Below are 19,883 nucleotides of genomic sequence, written 5' to 3'. Positions count from 1 at the left end.
TTAAGGAAAAATCGATGTCAGACGCAAAACGCCCGCTGCGCTCCGCCCAATGGTTCGGAAGCGCCGACAAGAACGGTTTCATGTACCGAAGCTGGATGAAAAACCAGGGCATCCCCGATCACGAATTCCAGGGCAAGCCGCTCATCGGCATTTGTAATACGTGGTCCGAACTCACGCCCTGCAATGCGCATTTCAGGAAGATTGCCGAACATGTGAAGCGCGGCGTGTTCGAAGCGGGCGGATTCCCGGTCGAATTTCCCGTGTTCTCCAATGGCGAATCGAACCTGCGCCCGACCGCAATGTTCACGCGCAATCTCGCCAGCATGGACGTAGAGGAATCGATCCGCGGCAATCCCGTCGATGCCGTCGTGCTGCTCGTTGGCTGCGATAAAACCACGCCCGCCTTGTTGATGGGCGCAGCAAGTTGCGACGTGCCCGCCATCGCGGTGAGCGGTGGCCCGATGCTTAACGGCAAGCATCATGGCCGCGATATCGGCTCGGGCACGGTGGTCTGGCAGCTTAGCGAACAGGTGAAGGCCGGCAAGATCACGCTGCACGAATTCATGTCGGCGGAAGCGGGCATGTCGCGCTCGGCGGGTACGTGCAACACCATGGGCACGGCATCCACGATGGCCTGCATGGCTGAAGCGCTCGGCGTGACGCTGCCGCACAACGCCGCCATTCCGGCCGTGGATTCGCGGCGCTACGTGCTCGCGCATATGTCGGGCATGCGTATCGTGGAGATGGCGCTGGAAGACCTGAAGCTCTCGAAACTCCTGACGAAAGAGGCCTTTGAAAACGCCATTCGCGTGAACGCGGCCATTGGCGGATCGACGAATGCCGCAATTCATTTGAAGGCGATCGCGGGACGCATCGGCGTGAATCTTGAACTCGATGACTGGACGCGCATTGGTCGCGGCACGCCGACGCTCGTTGATCTGCAACCATCGGGGCGCTTCCTGATGGAGGAGTTTTATTACGCGGGCGGTTTGCCCGGCGTGATCCGGCGCCTGGGCGAAGCAGGTTTGCTGCCCCACCCTGACGCGCTGACGGCTAACGGCCATTCGTTATGGGAGAACTCAAAAGAGGCGCCTATTTACGACGAAGAAGTCATCCGTCCACTCGACAAACCTCTCGTCGCCGATGGCGGCCTGTGCATCGTGCGCGGCAATCTCGCGCCCAACGGCGCGGTCGTCAAACCGTCGGCAGCGACGGCGTCATTGCTCAAGCATCGCGGGCGCGCAGTCGTGTTTGAAAACTTTGATGACTACAAAGCCCGCATCGGCGACCCCGAACTCGACGTCGCCGCGGACTCGGTTCTCGTGTTGAAGAACTGCGGACCGAAGGGTTATCCGGGCATGGCGGAAGTCGGCAACATGGGCTTGCCGCCCAAGCTGCTGGCGCAAGGCGTGACCGACATGGTGCGAATTTCCGATGCCCGAATGAGCGGCACGGCGTATGGCACTGTGGTGCTGCATGTGGCGCCCGAAGCGCGTGCGGGCGGGCCGCTTGCGGTCGTGCAGGAAGGCGACTGGATCGAGCTGGACTGCCTTGCGGGAAAGCTGCAGCTTGATGTCAGCGATGCGGAACTCACCACGCGTCTCGCTAATTGGGCCGAAGTGCAAACCGTTGCGCCGGCGGACACAAGCGGGTATAGAAAGCTGTACGTGGATCACGTCCTGCAAGCGGACCAGGGATGCGACTTCGATTTTCTCGTAGGATGTCGGGGCGCCGATGTGCCGAGGCATTCGCATTGATCCGGCGCGTTGCATGCACGACGATTGCGTACCATATCAACGAAGCTTTCTTTAAGGTTTAACCATGACAGAGCAAGTTGCGATAGGCATTGCCGGTGTCGGCAAGATCGCTCGCGATCAGCATTTACCCGCTATTGCCGGTAACTCCCGGTTCAAGCTCATTGCGGGCGCGAGCCGGAACGCGCGGGTTGACGGGGTCAACAATTACCAGAATGTCGAGGACATGCTGGCGGCCGAGCCGCTCATGCAAGCGGTGTCGCTCTGCGCGCCGCCGCAAGTGCGTTTCTCCCAGGCGCGTGCGGCGCTTGAAGCAGGCAAACATGTGATGCTTGAGAAACCACCGGGCGCGAGCGTGACTGAAGTGACGGTGCTCGCCGAACTCGCGCGGCAAAACCAATGCACGTTGTTTGCGTCGTGGCATTCGCGTCATGCGCCGGGTGTTGAAACTGCGCGTGCGTGGTTGGGCGGCAAAGAGATTACGGCGGTGAATGTCTTGTGGAAAGAGGATGTGCGCCGCTGGCATCCGGGTCAGGACTGGATCTGGCAACCGGGTGGGCTGGGTGTGTTTGACCCGGGTATTAATGCCTTATCGATCATCACGCGGATCTTGCCGCATGCGTTTTTCCTGAAGTCGGCGGAGTTGTTTGTTCCGGCGAACCGACACAATCCGATTGCTGCGAATCTTGATTTCAGCGACGCGCTTGGCACGCCGATCCGCGCGGAATTTGATTGGCGATTTGGTCCGCAAGAGTTGTGGCAGATCGAGGTGACTACACGCGATGGTGTCTTGCATCTGGCTCAGGGCGGGAAGTTTTTGAAGATCGATGGACAGGTGAAGGACATCGGACCGGAGAGGGAATATCCGAGCCTTTATGATCGGTTCTTCGAGTTGATCTCGACCGGGGCTAGTGATGTTGATGTGAGTCCGCTGCAGCATGTCGCCGATGCGATGTTGCTTGGGGGGCGGCACGAGGTTGAGGCGTTTGAAGAATAGAACGGGGTTTTCGTTCGCACTCGGGGGGGGGAGGTTCTGAGGGTAGCGGGCGGGTTCAATGCCGGGTTGCTGCTTTCCAGGTCTTCGCGGGTTTTACGTTAGCTGTTTTCTTTATCACTATTAGCCACTGCGCGTGGCGGCGCGTCATTTCTTTTTCCAAAGCGAAAAAGAAACGAAGCAAAGAAAACGCTTTCACCGCTCTACCCTAAGTGTCCACAGCGTGCAGTTCCATTTCATGGGTGCCCCAAAAGCACGGTGCTCGCAAGAGCTTAGGATGTGTGAACCCCTCCTTCTCGTGAATCCTGACAGTAAAACGCTTCGCCCCGTACGCTCTCGGGCTAGCACCGGAGCCCCACGAACCGGTACGGCGCCACGCATACTTGAGGTGCCGGTCTTGGTAGCTTGGTTGAACAGTCTTTGCCGAAGAGGTCGCATGTCCAGCGTTGCGGATCACAGATTGATGTGCATTTATTGCTTCAATTTTTGGTGAGTTGGCTGGTGAATCGCATGGACGTTTTCGTGGGGTACGGCCTTACGTGTTTGGCTGGCCATTTTCTTATTGGTTGGCGAAGTGGTTCGTCATGCATATAAATTCGGTGATTGGTTTTCCGCGGATAGCGCGGGGTGCTCCTTGGGCGGGTTCAGTCGCTAGTGCTAGCCCGAGAGCGTACGGGGCGAAGCGTTTTACTGTCAGGATTCGCGAGAAGGAGGGTTTCAACCATCCGTGGCTCTGGCGAGCACCGTGCTTTTGGGGCACCCATGAATAGAAACTGCACGCTGTGGACACTTAGGGTAGAGCGGTGAAAGCGTTTTCTTTGCTTCGTTTCTTTGTCGCTTTGGACAAAGAAATGACGCGCCGCCACGCGCAGTGGCTAATAGTGATAAAGAAATCAGCTAACACCGAACCCGCAAAAACCTGGAAAGCAGCAACCCGGCAATGACCCCGACCGCTAACGCAGATCCCGTGCAACCCGGCATTGAACCCGACCGCTAACGCCAGAACCTAGCATCCCGGCACCAATCCCCCCAAGTGCGAACGAAAATCAAGCGACTCGTTTGCTCCTCCGATACTGATCGAACAGCACGGCCAACAGCAAAATCCCACCGCGAATCAGATACTGATAAAACGTCGGTACATTCATGAGACTCATTGCGTCCTGCACCGAGCCCATGATCAACACCCCGACCAGCACGCCAGAAATAGTAGCCACGCCGCCCGTCAGCGAAACGCCGCCCAGCACGCACGCTGAAATCACGCCCAACTCCAGCCCGACCGAAGTCTTGGGGTCGCCCAAACTCATCCTCGATGCCAGCATGACGCCCGCAAACCCGGTCACAAGCCCCTGCAGCACGAACACCGTGATCTTGATGCGCATCACCGGCAACCCGGCCAGCAGCGCCGCTTCGCTATTGCCACCAACGGCCAGCACATTCTTCCCGAACACCGTCTTCTTCAACAGGAAACCGAATATCACGAATCCAACAATATTCGACCAGATAGGAAACGAGATCCCCAGAAACGAACCACCACCCAAATCGAAGAAACGCTCTTCGGAAATCATCACCGCGTCGCCATTCGACGTGATGTAAGCCAGCCCCCGCACCACTTCCATCATGGCCAGCGTGACGATCAGCGAATTGATCTTCCAGCGCGCAATCAACACGCCGTTCACCAGCCCGACCGCGCCGCCTGCCAGCACACCGCCCGCTATGCCGAGCGTCACGCTATGCGTGCTCGTAATCAGCGTCGACGCCACCACCCCGGCAAACGCCACGATGGACGCCACCGACAAATCCACCTCACCCAGCGCCAGCACGAACATCATGGTGACGGAAATGGAGCCGATCAGCGTGACCGACAACAGCAAGCCCTGGATGTTGCGCGAGCTGATGAAATCCGGCACGGTAAAGGACAACGTCGCGAACAAGATCACGAACACCATGACGATGCCCGACTTGTTGATGAGGTCCCAGGTCCGTGCGGCACGCGCACGAGCGCCCGTGCTTTCGGCAGGATTCGACTGATTGGTGACTGGAGTGATTTGCATAATGTCTCTTTCGTTCGCCACGCGCTGATACGCGCCGCGGGTAGTCTCTGGTGTAACCGTGCGTGCTATCAGCCGGGAAGCGCGAGCTTGATTAAGTGATCCGGCGTGGCCTGCGCCTTGGGCAAGTTGCCAACTATCTTTCCTTCGCGCATCACCATCACGCGATCCGCCACGCCAATCACTTCGGCCAGATCGCTCGACACCACGATGACTGTTCGCCCGGCTTCCGCGAGCGCATACAGCAGGCCATAGATCTCGCTGCGCGCACCGACATCGATACCGCGTGTAGGCTCATCCATCAGGAACACATCGATCTCTTCCGCGAGCCACCGCGAGAGAATGACCTTCTGCTGATTGCCGCCTGACAGCGTGCCAATCGGCGTGTTGCCATTGCGTGTCTTGATCGCAAGCTTCGCAATATAGTCAGTGGTAGTCGACGCTTCCTTGCGGTTGTTCAGAATGTTGAACGGGCTGAAATGCCGCCGGCAACTCATGTTCAGGTTGTCGGATACTGAAGCAATCGCGACAATGCCCTCTTGCTTACGGTCCTCCGGGCACAGCGCCACGCCGGCACGAACCGCGTCGCGCGGCGACCTGAACTTGCGTTTCGAACCCTTGAGGACGATCTGCCCGGATACGGGTTTCACCGCGCCGTAAATCAGCTTCATCAGCTCAGAACGTCCAGCGCCAACGAGCCCGAAGAACCCGACTATCTCGCCTTTGCGCACGCTGAACGAGGCTGGCTCCGCAAGGCCCGGTCCCATCAGTTCCTGGACATCGAGTTGCACCTCGCCTATCTCGCGCGTGCGGTATCCGTACACATCGTGAATCGAGCGCCCGACCATGCAACTGATCAAGCGGTCGCGCTCGAGTCCATCGACTTCCTCGAATGTCTCGATACGACGGCCATCCCGAAACACCGTCACGCGATCGCAAAGCGCATACACCTCATCCATCCGATGCGTGACATAGATGATCGCGCGCCCTTCTTCCTTCAGCGCGCGGATGATCTTGAACAATTGCTCCGTCTCACGCGACGATAGCGAACTCGTAGGTTCATCGAACGCAATCACGCGGGCGTTGCGCATCAACGCCTTGCCGATCTCGATCATCTGCCGCTGCCCGATCGACAAATGCTTGACCTGCATATTCGGATCGATCTTTTCTCCCAGGCGATCAAGCTCGCTGATCGCGCGCTTGACCAAGGCCTTTTCATCGAGCACGCCGAAGCGGCTTGGCATTGCACCAAGCATCAGGTTCTCGGCCACGGTCAGTTCCGGAACAAGATGCAGTTCCTGATAAATGATCGCAACGCCTGCTTCAATAGCTGCTTTAGTGGTCGTGAACTGCTGCTCCACGCCGTCCAGCGACAAGCTGCCGCCACTCGTTGAATTGACGCCCGAAAGCACCTTCAGCAAAGTGGATTTGCCCGCGCCGTTCTCGCCCATCAACCCGTGGACTTCACCGGGGCGCACGTCCAGCGACACGGAGTCGAGCGCAAGCACGCCGGGGAAACGCACGGTGATGTTATCGAGCAAAAGATAAGGCGCGGCCGTAGCCACTGCGGTATCCGTCATTGGGCGTTCCTCGTTGAAAACTAAATCGGGGCGTGGTCCTGGTCGACGGTCATCGACCCTCATTGACCCTCATAGACCCTCATTGACCAGATCCACGCCCGTCGCGAAACGCTCAGATACCCAATTCCTTGCGCACGTCCTGCCAGTTGCTGCGAACCATCAGCTTGCCCGTGGTCTGTGTATCGGCCGGCGGCGTCTTGCCAGACTTGATCCAGTCGACGAGGTTCTGCGTGCTGTCCTTGCCGTGGTTCGTCGAACTCACTGCGATGGTGCCGAAGAAGCCAGTGGGTTCCTTCTTCTGGAACTCGGCGAACGCTTCGCCCGCGCCGTTGATACCGACGCCGATCACATCGGCTGACGCAATATGCAGTTGTTCAGTCGCGCGCACAGCGCCCAGAACGGTCTCTTCATTGATCGCGAAGATCACCCATTTCTTGATGTTCGGATGCTGCGACAACACCGGCGATGCCGCATTGAAACCGCCTTCGTCATCCGTCGTCTTTTGCGGGGCATCGAAGATATTTTCTTTCTTGAAGCCACCAGCCAACAGCGTCTCCGTCGCGCCATCCGTACGTTGCTTAGCGGTCGGCAGTTCGTAATCCGTGATGCGCAATGCGCCTACTTCTTCAGGTTTCCAGCCACGCTTTTTCATTTCATCGGAGATGGCGGTGCCTACCTGATTGCCGATCTTGAACGCGGACATGCCAAGGTGCGGCACGTTCGGCAACGGCTTGCCCGTTGAGTCGACAAGCTGGTCATCGACCGTCACGAACTTCATGTTGTAGCGTTTTGCACGAGCCTGAATTGCCGGTCCGAGGCGCACGTCGGGCGCGCAGATCACGAAGCCCTGAGCGCCTTGCGCGCCGAGATTATCGATTGCGGACAGCACCTTCTCACCGTCCGGCGTACCAATGTTCACCACCGAGAATTTTTCCTTCTGCCCGAGTGCCGTCGCCGCTTTTTGCTCGTTGATGAACCATGCCTGTTCCGGCATCTTGACGAGGAAACCTACCTTCAAGGGCTCGTCGGCGTGAGCGGACATTTGCGAGGCGAACGGAATGCCAAGCGTGGCGGCAGCAATAGCGGACAGGGTCAAACGGCGAAGCTTGTGATTCATGGTGGCGTCTCCTGGTGTGGAATAAAGGCATGGCTTGGGTGTTCTGCAGCGGGCGCAGGCTTGCAGCCCGTTCGCCCTTCTTGCCTTACAGCGGGTGCTGCTGGTCAATCTTCAGCCCGCGCCAAGCCGCTGGACAGGCGGTTTGGCAGCATGGTTTGTCGAGCTTGTTCGTTGCGGCGCTTACGCTCGCGCGCTTGAAATCCCGCGTGCATCTCCGTGATTCCGTGCGCCGGGCAAATGCTGTTTCGACGGCAAGCGATAGCGCGTCGACACAGTCGTCAACGGCTTCACCGGGAGCGGAAGAATGGGTGAAAGGGCTTACGGTTGCGCTCGTTGCGCGGCCACCGCCGATGGTTCGCTTGAATAGCGGGGGAACGTGCGATTGGCGTTTCATTGAAGCGGTGATGTCTCGAAATTTTATATTCGAGTGCATCTTAAGGAAGCGGCCGATTCCTTTCCAATCAGATTTTCAGCGATGCCGATATCAAATTCGGTATACCCACGACTCGTTGCGCGACAGAAAGGCCTAAAGCAGCGATAAACCCCGGATTGCAGCACTAAAAGCGTGCGCCGCTCCTACACTTTGGGATAACGCGCGACCAAGTCGTTGTAACTAGCGCCTTGCCCTAGATCCGCTTAGCCGGAACCAGTGAGCCGCTTAGGGAAAACACTTGCCGCAGTGCATCAGTCTTCTCTAGTGCAAACGCACGACACATCACATTGCCAAACGTCGCGGGCTCATTGTCATGCGCATAGCTTCGGGCGGAAACACTTGCCACGATCCGTCATCGTGACGAAAGAAGAACAACGCTAGTACACCGGTCGGCCGGAGCGCTTCCACGCGGACATAGCGAATATGGTTCGACGGCATGCGGCACAGGCGTATCTCGCGTACCGGCGTGCCGGGTGTTGGCGCGAGCCATTTGTCGACTATCCGGCGCAGTGAATCACGTTGCGTGTTCATGATGTTTCTCCTCAATGACATGAACAGGTTTATGCGACGAGCAGGTCGTCACGACCCCTTGTGTTGATCCAGCCTTTAAGCATTGCGATTGCCACGCGGTAAGCGAGACCTGGATGAGAGAGACAGGCCTCGACTTGCGAGCTGCGGTTCTCGCCGAAAAGTACCCAGGCGCAGAGGTGTTCGCAGTTGTTGCTAAGCAGCCGATAACGGTCTTCACCCAGCCTTGAGCGAGCCCGGCGAACTGCATCGTCTCCGATGTACATCGGCATGGCGTGGACGCGAATGCGAATCTCCCGACCTGCGCCGAAGCGGTCGAGCGTGGTCTCTTCAATCGGACCGCGATGCAGCGATCCCGCGAAGCCGGCGTAGTGCACAACGCGCCCATTGCCTACATAGATGCCGTGATGTTCGTAGCCCGAGCGTTGCGTCACGAGGTGAGCACCGGGAGCAAGTTCGCTGTCGATGGCGACATCCGGAATGGAGCGGCCGAGTCGAGCGCAGGGCCTGGATGATTGATTGCCCGACATGACCGGTTTCTCCTTGAAGGGTGGAGGCCGGGTGTTGCAACGGGGTGTTGCAAGTAAGCCGGCGGTTGATCAAGTCATTGCATCAACCGGGCCAATGCATGCATCGCCTTGTGTGACAAGGCACAGAGGAAAATGAAGAGGTTTGAGGCAGCTGGAAGACAGTGAGAGACCCAACACTTTTTCGATCGATATGTTGGATCAAACCCATCACCAAGCGCTCAATGGGAAAACGATCCGGGCATCACACGTCTATGCGTTCCGATCGATCGCTTGCCCTACAAGTGTTGGTCTTGCGACGACTAAAACAACTCCACTTGTTGGTGCCGAACCAACGAGACGCAACGACCGAAGACCACGCGCGTTCCGCGCAATACAACGCAAACGCATGCGCTAAAAGGCGCAGCGCGAAACGCATCCCGGCAGCCGCGCTTTCGGCATGCACCTTGCATGAAGAAGCGCGTCTACTTCTCACCGTCCTCACTAATCGCGCAAGACCACCGGAGCCTCACCATGACCGCACTCGCCATTGAAGACATTCCCTGTGACCTCACGCTCGATCGTCAAGCGATGACCTGCATCCACGGCGGCAACGGCCCTGGGAGTTGGGTGTTCGGCTGGGTGGTGCCTTTCATCGATTCACACCCCTCGTCCACGATGCCGGTCGTGAACCTGTACGAAACGACCAACAACTTCTATGCTGAACAGATGCTCAATCAGTTCCAGACCACCAATGTGAATAACACCGGTTCGAATTCGAACGTCTCGGTCAACCCGAACGAGCACAGCCTCAACCACGCTGGCTGAACGGCAACGAAACCACGCGCACGGAAGCACACACGAAGCACCCGGTTCTGACTCGCCATTCACGCGGCAACGCTTCGGAGCAGAAGCGCGCCGCTGCAGACATCGGAGGTCTCATGAGTAACACCGGTGAGTTTCGATGGACATCGGCCGCCCGCACGGACACAGGTCTCGTGCGCGAGGTCAACGAAGACGCCTGCCTGGAAATGCCCGAACACGGGCTGTGGGCCGTCGCCGACGGCATGGGCGGCCACGCGGTTGGCAATGTCGCGAGCCAGATGGTGATCGACCGGCTGGAGCGCTCATCGGCGACCGGCACACCCATCCCGCTCGACGAGCGCATGCGTGAAGCGCGCGAGAGGCTCATGGCGGTCAATGCGGACTTGCGCTCGGAAGCCGCGCGACGGCAAGTGCGGCGGATCGGCAGCACGGTCGTCATGCTGCTGGCGAGCGAGCGGTCTTGCGGGTATCTGTGGGCGGGCGACAGCCGGCTTTATCTTTGCCGGCAGGGCGCCCTGCGACAGTTGACGCGCGATCATAGCCAGGTCGAAGAACTCAAGGCACGCGGCCAGATCAGCCCGGAAGAGGCGTTGCATCATCCGGGCAAACACTTGATCACGCGCGCTGTCGGCGCAATGGACACGCTCGAACTCGATGCTGACCGTATCGATCTGCATGACGGTGACATCTTCCTGCTCTGCAGCGACGGATTGAGCAACGAGCTCAGCGACGAGGAGATGGGCGGCGTCCTGACATCAGGGGATTGCCGGCAAGCGGTAGCGCGGCTGCTTGAACTTGCCCTGCAGCGCGGCGGACGCGACAACATATCGGTGGTCGTGGCGCAGGCCGAGGATATTTTCTGCCTCGATAAAACGCAGATCAATCCAACCCTCTAGTGGTCCTTGTCCTTCGCAGCGGGCGCCGCGTGATTACGAAAATCCTTCGAATGCAGCCCGTGCTTCTTCAGCAGCATCTGCACATGCGAGCGATTCATCTCGAAGCGCCGCGCCAGTTCCGCCACCGTCCCGCCCACTTCGTGCAGGCCACGTTCGAGAAAAGCGCGCTCCGCTTCATCACTGGCCGTGCGTTTGGCGTCGCTGAGAGAAACCGCGCTTGCGGCCAAACCGCTCATTGCAGAGGTTGAACTGCCGGGACGGATATCGACGGGAAGATGCTCTATGTCCGCCGTTTCCGGTGCGAGGCAGACGATCCGGTAGACCAGGTTTCTCAATTCGCGAATGTTGCCCGGGTAGTCGTAGGTCCGCAGGAACTCGCGCAGCCTGAGCGTCATATTCACCGGCTGACGCTTGAGCGTTGCTGCGGCTTCGTCGCCGAAATAAGCGAGCAGCAACGCGATTTCATCGCGTCGCTCGCGCAATGGCGGCAAGGTCAAGTGGATCACACTGAGCCGATAAAACAGGTCCTCGCGAAAGCGCCCCTCCTCGCTCATGCGCCGCAGGTTGCGATTCGTTGCGGCCACAATCCGCGTATCGACCGCAATGGGCTCATCCGATCCCACGCGCTGGATTTCATGCGCTTCGAGTACGCGCAGAAGCTTGACCTGTCCCGCAAGCGGCAACTCACCGATTTCATCCAGGAAAATAGTGCCCGTATGCGCGCTCTCGAATTTTCCCTTCCGATCACTCGATGCGCCGGTGAACGCGCCCTTCTTGTGCCCAAATAGTTCGGACTCCAGCAGGTTGTCCGGAATCGCGCCGCAATTCACCGATATATACGGCCTGTCCGCACGCGCGCCGTTCGCATGAATCACCTTCGCCATTAGTTCCTTTCCCGTTCCGCTCTCCCCGTCCACCAGCACCGGCAGATCGGTTGGCGCGGCCTTCTCGGCAATCTCCAGAGCCTCCAGCAGCTTGGGGTTATCGCCGAAAGTGCCTTCAAATATGAAGCTTCGCGCGAGCAACGCCTCGCGGCGCTCGCGCGGCGATCCGGCCACACGCTGCGGCTCAGCGACGGCCGCCTGAACGAAACGCTCCCTGTGTGACAACTGCATCACCTCGTCGCGCAGCACGCTCGCCTGCCTCAGCAGCTTCTCGATTTCCGGCCGCTCCATGCGCGACGTCCAGCGTAATGTGGAGCGAAGAATTTCGATCTTCTCGAGCAGACCGGCGTACGAAGTCGCGGGGCTGGCCGGCAGGTCTTCGATATCGTCGAGTATCTTCATGCTGCGCTCAGTTGTTTTTGCACGAGTTGGTAGTACATGCCCTTGCGCGCGACGAGTTCGTCGTGGCGTCCCTGTTCGACGATCGCGCCTTCGTACAACACGAGGATCTTGTCAGCACGCATGATCGTGCTGAGTCGGTGGGCGATGATCACGGCCGTGCGCCCCTTCAGGATCTCTTGCATGTTGCCGAGGATATTGCTTTCCGATTGGGTATCGAGCGCGGAGGTCGCTTCGTCGAAAACGAGAAGGCGTGGATCGTGGTACAGCGCGCGTGCGATGCAGAGCCGCTGGATCTGGCCGCCCGACAAACCCACGCCGCGTTCGCCCACGATCTGCTCATAACCCAATGGCATCTTGCTGATGAACGCGTGGGCATCGGCCATCTTCGCGGCCTCTTCAATACGCCGGCGGTCGGGCGCTTCGTCGCCGCTCGCCACGTTCTCCGCTATCGTCCCGGAGAACAGCAGGTTGCTCTGCATGACATAGCCGATCTGCGCGCGGTACACGCTTTTATCGATCACGTTCAGGTCGTAGCCGTCGACCATCATCTTGCCTTCGGTAGGCGTGTAGAAACCAACGAGCAGCTTCGCGAGCGTAGTCTTCCCCGAACCGCTGCGGCCCACGATTGCTATCAGTTCACCCGGCTTGATCTCGAAACTGATGTTCTCCAGCACGTACTCCGTGTCATTGCCGTCATAGCGAAAATACACGTTGTTCAGGCTGATCTCGCCTTGCAGGTCCGGCAGCATGATGCGCGACGGCAGATCCTCCGGCTTCTGTTCCGGCTCCATGTCGAGCACATCGCCTAATCGCTCCATGGCGACGCCCGCGTCGTTGAGCAGGCTCCACAGGCCGATCAATCCCATCAGCGGCGTCAGCACGCTCCCCATGAACGCGTTGAACGCAATCAGTTGGCCGATGGTCATCTCGTGCGTCAAGACCATGTTCGCGCCGACCCAGAGAATCGCGATCGTGGTCGCGGCGTTCAACATCTGGCTGCCGAGCGACACCGCAATATTGAACGCCTGCGCGCGATACTGGACCTCCAGTGACTTGGCGTATTTCTTTTCCCATTTCAGCCGCACGGTCCGCTCGATACCCATCCCCTTGATGGTCTCCACGCCGCCCAGCGCTTCCATCAGGAACGACTTCGATTCAGTCGACGCGGAGAAAACCTCCCGTGCGTAGTTCTTGATCTTCGGCGTGGCGAGCGCGGTCAGCGCCATGATCGGAATCACAAAACCGATCAGCAGCAAGGTCATCTTCACGTTGTAGAGAAACATGATCGTGAAGTAGATGAAGACCATCAGCAAGTTGAGCGCGGTCGTGACGGTCGACTCCGTGAGGAACGCGCGGATTGTATGGTTCTCCTGGAAGCGCGCAAAAATATCGCCGGTCTTGCGTTTGGCAAAGAAAGAGAATGGCAGCGACAGTGTATGGCGGAAGAACTGCGACATCATCGCGAAGTCCATGTTGCGGACCATGAAGTTCGCAAGGTACGCGCGAATAGTCGACATCAACTGCGAGAACAGGTTGGAGATGATCAACCCGGCAATCAGCAAATGCAGCAGCCCGACGTTCTGATGAACGATGACCCCGTCGAGAATATTCTGGATGATCAGCGGAGGAATCACGCCGAGCACCTGGATCACGAACGTCGCAAGGAAGAGGTGCGCCAGGATCTTCTTGTACGGTTTCAGGTAGCCGACAAACCGGACCCACGGTGAACGGCTGACGGCGGCTTGCGCGAGTTCGGGTGGCGCTGTGAACAGCAGACATGTGCCGCTCCAGCCGCGCTCGAACTCCTCTACGTCCATCTTGCGAAAGCCCACCGCCGGGTCAGCGACCCATACCTGGTTCCTCGATATGCCGTACACCACCACGTAGTGATATCCCTCCCAGTGGACAATGAACGGCAGTTCGAAACCGCGCAGTGATTCGAAGGTGCATTGAACGCCACGCGTGGTGAAGCCCAGCACTTCTCCTGCTCGCGCGAGACTGTCGAGCGTCGCGCCCTGAGTCGTGACGTTGGCAAGTTCGCGAAGCTTGCCGAGCGTCATGGAGATCTCGTAGTGCTTGCAGATCATTGCCAGGCTGGCCGCGCCGCAATCCATTTCCTCTGCTTGCTGCACCCATGCGAAGCGGCGTATCACGCGCTCGCCCAACTCCGGTTTCGAGTGGAGGTCGAGCATGGCTGGCAACGAGCGTCGTTCCTCCAGCTTTTTCTGGCGTTGCAACTCGCGCTCGGTAAACCGCATGCGGTCCTCCAGCACTTCACGCAGCTTCGGGTTGCGTTCAAGCACGAGGTGCACGGTTTTCTCTGGAACGACCAGAAGCCGCGTATCCACGTTCGCGATGACCGTTGCCTGCTGCTCCTGCCGCAACAAGCAAGCCTTCTCGCCGAACACCTCGCCTGCTCTCAAGGTCGCAAGCAGATATTCGTTAGCGCCCTCCGTGCGCACGATCCGTACTTCGCCCTGCCTAACCACGTACAGCCGCCGGTCATCGCGCGCGTCCTGATGGATGATCTCCTTGCCCGCAGCCACCCGCTTCACGCCGACGCTGCGCACCGACGCCTCCAGCTCGGCCTTGTCGATCTTGCCCCGCAGGTCGAAGAGTTTCGCGACAAAACCGCCGGCCGAACTGATTGCAACATAGCTCGTGACGAACGCGAGCGCCGCCGGATTACTCGCCACGATCGGCTCGATCACGCGGCGCGGAATAAACAGCAATTCCGTCTTCCCCGACGAACGCACCGACGACTCATGCCGGTACTCGCGCAACATGGCGATGTCCGCGAACACTTCGCGTTCGCGGCGCACGCCCATGCTGATTTCCTTGCCGTTCTCCTCCGTAAAGATCCGCACCGATCCGGCCTTGATCACGAACAGTCCGTCCGCCGCGTCACCCGCGTTGCAGACGGTCTCCCCGAATGCATGAAACCGCGTCTCCGCGTGCTCGGCTAGCTGATCGATTTCCTGTGCCGTAAACGGCGACAGGATCTCCACGGTCGCCAGGAATGCGGCCAGGGAATCAAGTTTCTGCGGTACGTCCATGTGCTCGCCTCCTCTCGTTCGCGACGCCCTAGCGTGCTTCGATAATGTGTTCCTGCGCCCGCGCCTGCAGCCATTGCTCGCGCAACAAGCGGCGAATTTCCGACGCGACATCCGCGTCCAGCTCAGCCGGACGTTTCGCCGTCACTGCAAAGATTTCGTACGCGGTGCTGTCGGGCGTGGGGAACGGTCCGAGCAGGTCGCCGGCCGACGCATTGAACACCTTGGCTTCAATCTCGGGCGCGAGCGACCCGCGCAACACCTTGCCAAGCACGCCGCCCTGGTCGCGGGTATCGGCAATCGAATGTTCTCGCGCCATCTCCGTAAAGCTGTCGGGATCGTCCTGCAAGTAGGAGATCATTTCCTTCGCCTGACTCGGTGTTTCAAGCACGATATGACTGATTTCCACGCTGTCGAACCGCGGTGAGTTCAGCTTGAAAAATGCCTCCACGTCGGCGTCACCACCAATCTGCTCGAGCATCTTCTCCTGATAGAGCGTGTCCGTGATGAACGCCTCGAACTCGTCCAGGTTCACGCCTAGCGCATCGAGATAACGGTTCATGTCGGCGGCGCGATGCAGGCCGCGCACGCGCCTGAACTGATCGGCGCGCATCTGGATCTCAGCATCGGACACGTCTACGTGCTGCTTCTTCGCGGCGCGCACGGTGAGCTTGTCACGCACGAGTTGCTCGACAAGTCCCTCGAATTGTCCGGTCAGTTTCAACACCCGGATGAACTCATCGGCATCGACGACTTCATCGTCTATTCGCACAATCGCCGTCATTTTTTTATGCCCCTTTTAAACATGAAAGCAGTCGATGGGGACGGGCACCGTCAGCCCGCCACTTGCCGGAACGGATCAAGACCAAGATCGATCAGCCGCCGCTCGCGTACCACGATCTCAGCGGTCGCCGTCATGCCATAGCGCAGCGGGTAGCGCGTATCCGCCACCTGGTAATAGTCACGGGCGAGCGTGACGCGTCCTTCGTAGACCGGCTGTCTCGTTTCCGGTGACGGTTTCGTCGCCGGCGAGATGAACTCGAGCGTTCCGTCGATCACTCCATAGCGCTGATATGGAAACGCATTGAACTTGAGCTTGACCGTCTGCCCCTCGCGCAGGAAAGCGCGATCATGTTCGGCGATCGCGATCTTCAACACCGGCCGCGCGTCCTTGGGTGCGATGCCCCCCAGCGGCGTATTGGCCTGGATCTTGTCGCCGGGTTGCGTCGACGTGACGTCCGTGATTACACCCGACACCGGCGCCAGGATTAGCAGGAAGTTATCCTTATCAATATTTTCGAAACGGATACGGTCCGCCGCTTCTGCAACGAGTCTCGCGGTCTGCAATTGCAGCCGCAGCTTGTCGCCCGCGCTTGCGATTTCCCGCATGGCCGATTCGTATTGCAGCTTCAGGCTGATCGATTCCTGGCCGCTGGTTTCAAGCTGCGCTTTCGCCTGGGAGAATTCGTGGCTCAGGCGGAAATCGAGTTCCGTGAGTTTCGACTGAGCAATGCGGGTCGCGTTATCCGCTTCCATATAAGCGTTGCGTTTGCTTTCGACCTGGATCTCCGAGACCCCGCCACCGCCCGGCAACGCCAACAGCCGGGCGTAGCGGTCCAGCTCCTGCTTTGCAGCGTCACGGGTGCGCCGGGCGCTATCGAGCTCGGTGCGGGCTTCCACAAGTTGCGCTTTCTGTCCCTCTGCCAGCTTGCTCGTTCCTTCGGCCACGCGGGTCTGATGCAAGTGCTCTTCCACCTCCATCTGGTCTTTCAGCGCCGCCGCCTTACGCTCCATCAAGAGCTTTTTCTCCGGGAATTCTTTCCAGTCGCGCTCGGCGTCATCGAGTTTTAATTGCGCTTCCAGCGCGTTGGTCGCGGCCTGGATCGCACCGCGTGCGTTGAGTCGTGCAACCACGTCGTCTTTCGAAACCGGCTGTCCTTCCGCGATATAAACATCGGCCAGCTCGCCGTCTATGGGTGCATAGAAACGGCGCACTTCCGACTCGGGCGAGAGCGTGCCCTGCGCCGTGACAATCACGTCAGCGCGGCCAACGAACGACCATACGAGCCCGCTCACGACCAGCGCGACCATCGTATAGATTAATGCCTGCGTCAACCGCGCCGGCTCCGCCACCAGGATGGATATACCCTCCACGCTGTGGTCGCCAAGCGATTCGGCAAAGGATTTAAGGCGCGCGTCGTTCTTCACCGTTCGCTCCTTTGTTAGCGTTCTTGTCGTAATCGATCAGCGCCAGCTTTGCGCTGAGAATCCCGGGGTCCAGAACCGAACTCAACTGAACCAGCGAGCGCCGCTGCAAGTCCACTTCCGCGCTTATTTCGGCGAGCAGCTTGTCAGCAAACGCACTACGGTCAGCCTTCAATTGATGGAGGAGCTGCGCGGCGCGTTGCGCGCCTGACCACGCGTCGGTGAGCAGCTTCGCCTGCTTCCTGAAGGTATCGGAGAGGCCTGTTTCAAGCCGCTGGTCCCCGCCGATAGCCCCGTTGGTCCTGTATTGCGTCCACGCTGTCTGCGCCCGACTGAGCCCGTCGTCCGCTCGCGCAAGCGCCTTCTGCCTGAGCGCGGTGAGATCCGGCTGGATCGCGTTGACGAACCAGGCGTCCGCGGCGAGATCAAGTGATTCGTAGAACGACAGCACCCGGTCGTCGTAGCCCTGCGCCCCGCGCGACTTCTGCAGGTCCGCGAACTGACTCGCCACCGCCTGCTTGTGCGCGAGCTCGGTGCTGACGGCGTCGGCCCAGGGGCCGCCCGCCATGGATCGAAGTCCCGCGATAGCCGTCTCCGTCTTGCCGTTGTTCCATGCATTCGATACCGCCAGATAGCGCTGCACGACATCCGGCGCAGGCAGAGCCTTCGCATCGAGCTGATGCTGCTGCGCCTGAAACGGCGGCGTGGTAAAGCGCGCTTTCTGCATGGCGTCGATCATCGGACCAAGCTGACGCGACTGGAGGACATGCTCGAGCGCCAGGTATTGCCGGAGGTCGTCCTGCACATGATCGAGGCCCGCCAGGCGCGGGTATTTGTCGGCGTAATCAGCTATCTCGCCGCTTAGCGCGTCGGGATCGCCGCCCGGCGCCAATGCTTTGTCGATACTCGCCTTGAGGCGCTCGATGGCCGCGAGGTAAACGGAGTCGTCGCTTTCGAGCTTGCGCAGATGACTGAGCGCAATGGCGTACAGGTCCCTGAACGCCGGCACCGTCGATGCGATCCGGTCCAGCCGCCGTTGATGACCGCCGGGGTCACTCTCCCACTGCTTCAGCAGCTCGCTCATGCGGTTCTCATCGGCGTAGATACGGATAGGAGCATCCGCCTTCTCGCGGCTCGCCATGAACGTTTCAAGCCGTCCGATCCATGCGATCTCATCGACGAGAAAGCGCGCATCGGCATTCGTCGCGGCCAACGTGTTCATCTGCGAGACGACGGAGTGGGCGGCGTCGAAACTTCGATGTTTCAGTCGATCGAGCCAGTCCGGCACATACCCTTTAAGCAGCGCTTCGGTGCCCAGGACCATCGCCTGTGGATCGTTTGGATGCTTGTCTAGATAAGTATTAGCGACTATCACCGCGTGGCGATAATCACCGTGCTCAACCATGCTCTTAAGATTTCGCTCCGCCGTGCCGCTGAAATAAAGCGCGCTGCCGATCGCGATCATTGCTGCGACGAATGCGAGGCCGATGAAGATCACCCGGCGCTTCATCGGACGATCGCCGCCAAATGCCGCGCTCAGGTCGGAGACAAAGCGCACAAATTTGTTGCGAGAGCGGCGGCGGGCTGGAGCACGCGCGTCGGGCAATGGCTCGCGGTTGATCTCATCCTCGGACGGTTGGCCCTGATCGACGCAAAAGATATCCAGGAACGAATGCGCCGTTGCGATGAACGTCGTCTTGTCCAGATCGTCTAGTGGGCTTTGAGCGACTGCGCCGGTTGCGGTCGTCGTAGCGGCGCTGGTGGTCGTAGCTGCATCCGATTCGGCTTCTCGCCGCAGGCTCACGATATACGCGAAGTGGTTACCGCCAAACGCAAGCGATGCACCATCTTGAAGCGGCACTGCCGTTTCACCCAGCCGTTTTCCGTCGACGAATGTGCCGTTGGTGCTGCCGAGATCCTCGACGAACGGCACGCCCGCCTTCATGAAAATATGCGCGTGCCGCCGTGACACATAGTTAACCTGATGAGGATAACGGTCACTGTATTGCGCAAACGTCTCGTCCGCCTTGCTGACGAGGAACGGGAACTCCATGAGTTCGACCGGATGCAACCCAAGATCGCCGCGCTCCGGCGTCAGCGTCATATGTACAGGCTGAGACGTGTATGCCCGCGAGGCGGCGCGCGGTTCCATCCGCACCCGGAAGGCGAGTTTTCCGCCGAAACCGATCACGTCGCCGCTGTGAATCCGCGCGGGTTTATCGCGCAGCAGCACGCCGTTCACTGTCGTGCCGTTCTTGCTGCCGAGGTCCGCTGCGTACGCCGCGCCGTTTTCGATAAAGATCCGCGCATGACGCCTCGACAACTGAGCCACCGCGTCGGTTTCATAAGCGACGAAAGGCGCTTCAAACCGCCCGACTGCGAACAAATCTTCGTCAATACGAATGACACCGGCCGCGGGGCAGGCCTCGGGCTCGAGCAAGAGATCGAAGGCCTTGTGCAGCATCGGCCCGGCCTCGGCAACGGAAGCTTCCCCTTGAGCCATGGGTCCACATCTCGAAGGACGTTCATCACACTATGAGCGCAGCGCGATAAACCCGCGCACTCCTGCCGATGAACCGTGTTGGACGAAACCGCGTTGAAAGCGGTGACGCCATGAAGTGTAAGTCACGCTCTGCGGTAGTCAATGATTCAGCAACA

Annotated in this window: 14 protein-coding genes; 4 read left to right on the top strand and 10 right to left on the bottom strand. The window is 59.3% G+C overall.

The annotated features are described in order from the left end of the window. Positions 1–14 precede the first annotated feature (14 nt). Together ACSQ83_RS33435 and ACSQ83_RS33430 are read left to right on the top strand one after the other, a co-directional pair. Positions 15–1,757, top strand: coding sequence for an IlvD/Edd family dehydratase (locus tag ACSQ83_RS33435; protein WP_436231051.1), 1,743 nt, complete (start codon positions 15–17; stop codon positions 1,755–1,757). Positions 1,758–1,821: 64 nt separating this feature from the next. Further along, entirely contained in the window at positions 1,822–2,751 is a 930-nt protein-coding gene (locus tag ACSQ83_RS33430) for a Gfo/Idh/MocA family protein (protein WP_414970156.1), read from the top strand. Positions 2,752–3,794: 1,043 nt separating this feature from the next. Here ACSQ83_RS33430 and araH read toward each other — a convergent pair. From araH to ACSQ83_RS33405, 5 genes are all read right to left on the bottom strand, one after another. Beyond that, positions 3,795–4,799, bottom strand: coding sequence for an L-arabinose ABC transporter permease AraH (araH, locus tag ACSQ83_RS33425; protein WP_299717926.1), 1,005 nt, complete (start codon positions 4,797–4,799; stop codon positions 3,795–3,797). A gap of 68 nt (positions 4,800–4,867) precedes the next feature. After that, positions 4,868–6,439: an L-arabinose ABC transporter ATP-binding protein AraG gene (araG, locus tag ACSQ83_RS33420; protein WP_414954200.1), complete on the bottom strand. Its 1,572-nt coding sequence runs from the start codon at positions 6,437–6,439 to the stop codon at positions 4,868–4,870. Between the two features lie 49 nt (positions 6,440–6,488). Then, positions 6,489–7,493 (bottom strand): arabinose ABC transporter substrate-binding protein, encoded by a 1,005-nt coding sequence (locus tag ACSQ83_RS33415; RefSeq protein WP_436231050.1) that lies wholly within the window; start codon positions 7,491–7,493, stop codon positions 6,489–6,491. A 715-nt stretch (positions 7,494–8,208) separates the two neighbouring features. Beyond that, on the bottom strand, positions 8,209–8,457 hold the full coding sequence (locus tag ACSQ83_RS33410) for a hypothetical protein (RefSeq protein WP_436231049.1): 249 nt from the start codon (positions 8,455–8,457) through the stop codon (positions 8,209–8,211). 29 nt (positions 8,458–8,486) lie between these two features. Next, entirely contained in the window at positions 8,487–8,984 is a 498-nt protein-coding gene (locus ACSQ83_RS33405) for a lecithin retinol acyltransferase family protein (protein ID WP_436231048.1), read from the bottom strand. 510 nt (positions 8,985–9,494) lie between these two features. Between ACSQ83_RS33405 and ACSQ83_RS33400 the strand changes: the two genes are divergently transcribed. Together ACSQ83_RS33400 and ACSQ83_RS33395 are read left to right on the top strand one after the other, a co-directional pair. Then, positions 9,495–9,788 carry a hypothetical protein gene (locus ACSQ83_RS33400; RefSeq protein ID WP_414969945.1) on the top strand — a complete coding sequence of 98 codons (294 nt, stop codon included), beginning with the start codon at positions 9,495–9,497 and terminating at the stop codon, positions 9,786–9,788. Positions 9,789–9,901: 113 nt separating this feature from the next. After that, positions 9,902–10,681: a PP2C family protein-serine/threonine phosphatase gene (locus tag ACSQ83_RS33395; RefSeq protein WP_414969946.1), complete on the top strand. Its 780-nt coding sequence runs from the start codon at positions 9,902–9,904 to the stop codon at positions 10,679–10,681. On the opposite strand, the gene ACSQ83_RS33390 is transcribed toward ACSQ83_RS33395, so the two are convergent. From ACSQ83_RS33390 to ACSQ83_RS33370, 5 genes are read right to left on the bottom strand one after another with little or no spacing between them, the layout of a single operon-like run. After that, positions 10,678–11,967: a sigma-54 interaction domain-containing protein gene (locus ACSQ83_RS33390; RefSeq protein WP_436231047.1), complete on the bottom strand. Its 1,290-nt coding sequence runs from the start codon at positions 11,965–11,967 to the stop codon at positions 10,678–10,680. The two genes, ACSQ83_RS33395 and ACSQ83_RS33390, sit on opposite strands and share 4 nt — an antisense overlap. Beyond that, a complete protein-coding gene (locus ACSQ83_RS33385) occupies positions 11,964–15,023 on the bottom strand; it encodes a peptidase domain-containing ABC transporter (RefSeq protein WP_414954207.1) in 3,060 nt (1,019 codons plus the stop codon). The genes ACSQ83_RS33390 and ACSQ83_RS33385 overlap by 4 nt, the downstream gene beginning before the upstream one ends. Positions 15,024–15,051: 28 nt before the next feature. Continuing rightward, entirely contained in the window at positions 15,052–15,804 is a 753-nt protein-coding gene (locus ACSQ83_RS33380) for a peptidylprolyl isomerase (protein ID WP_414969948.1), read from the bottom strand. A 50-nt stretch (positions 15,805–15,854) separates the two neighbouring features. After that, positions 15,855–17,228 carry an HlyD family efflux transporter periplasmic adaptor subunit gene (locus ACSQ83_RS33375; protein WP_436231046.1) on the bottom strand — a complete coding sequence of 458 codons (1,374 nt, stop codon included), beginning with the start codon at positions 17,226–17,228 and terminating at the stop codon, positions 15,855–15,857. After that, complete coding sequence (locus ACSQ83_RS33370; protein ID WP_436231045.1) at positions 17,206–19,728, bottom strand: FHA domain-containing protein; 2,523 nt, start codon at positions 19,726–19,728, stop codon at positions 17,206–17,208. Before ACSQ83_RS33370 ends, ACSQ83_RS33375 begins: the two co-directional genes overlap by 23 nt. Positions 19,729–19,883 lie beyond the last annotated feature (155 nt).

Source organism: Caballeronia sp. LjRoot29 (assembly GCF_964252755.1).
GTDB lineage: Bacteria > Pseudomonadota > Gammaproteobacteria > Burkholderiales > Burkholderiaceae > Caballeronia.
This window is presented reverse-complemented; position numbering and strand designations above follow the sequence as displayed.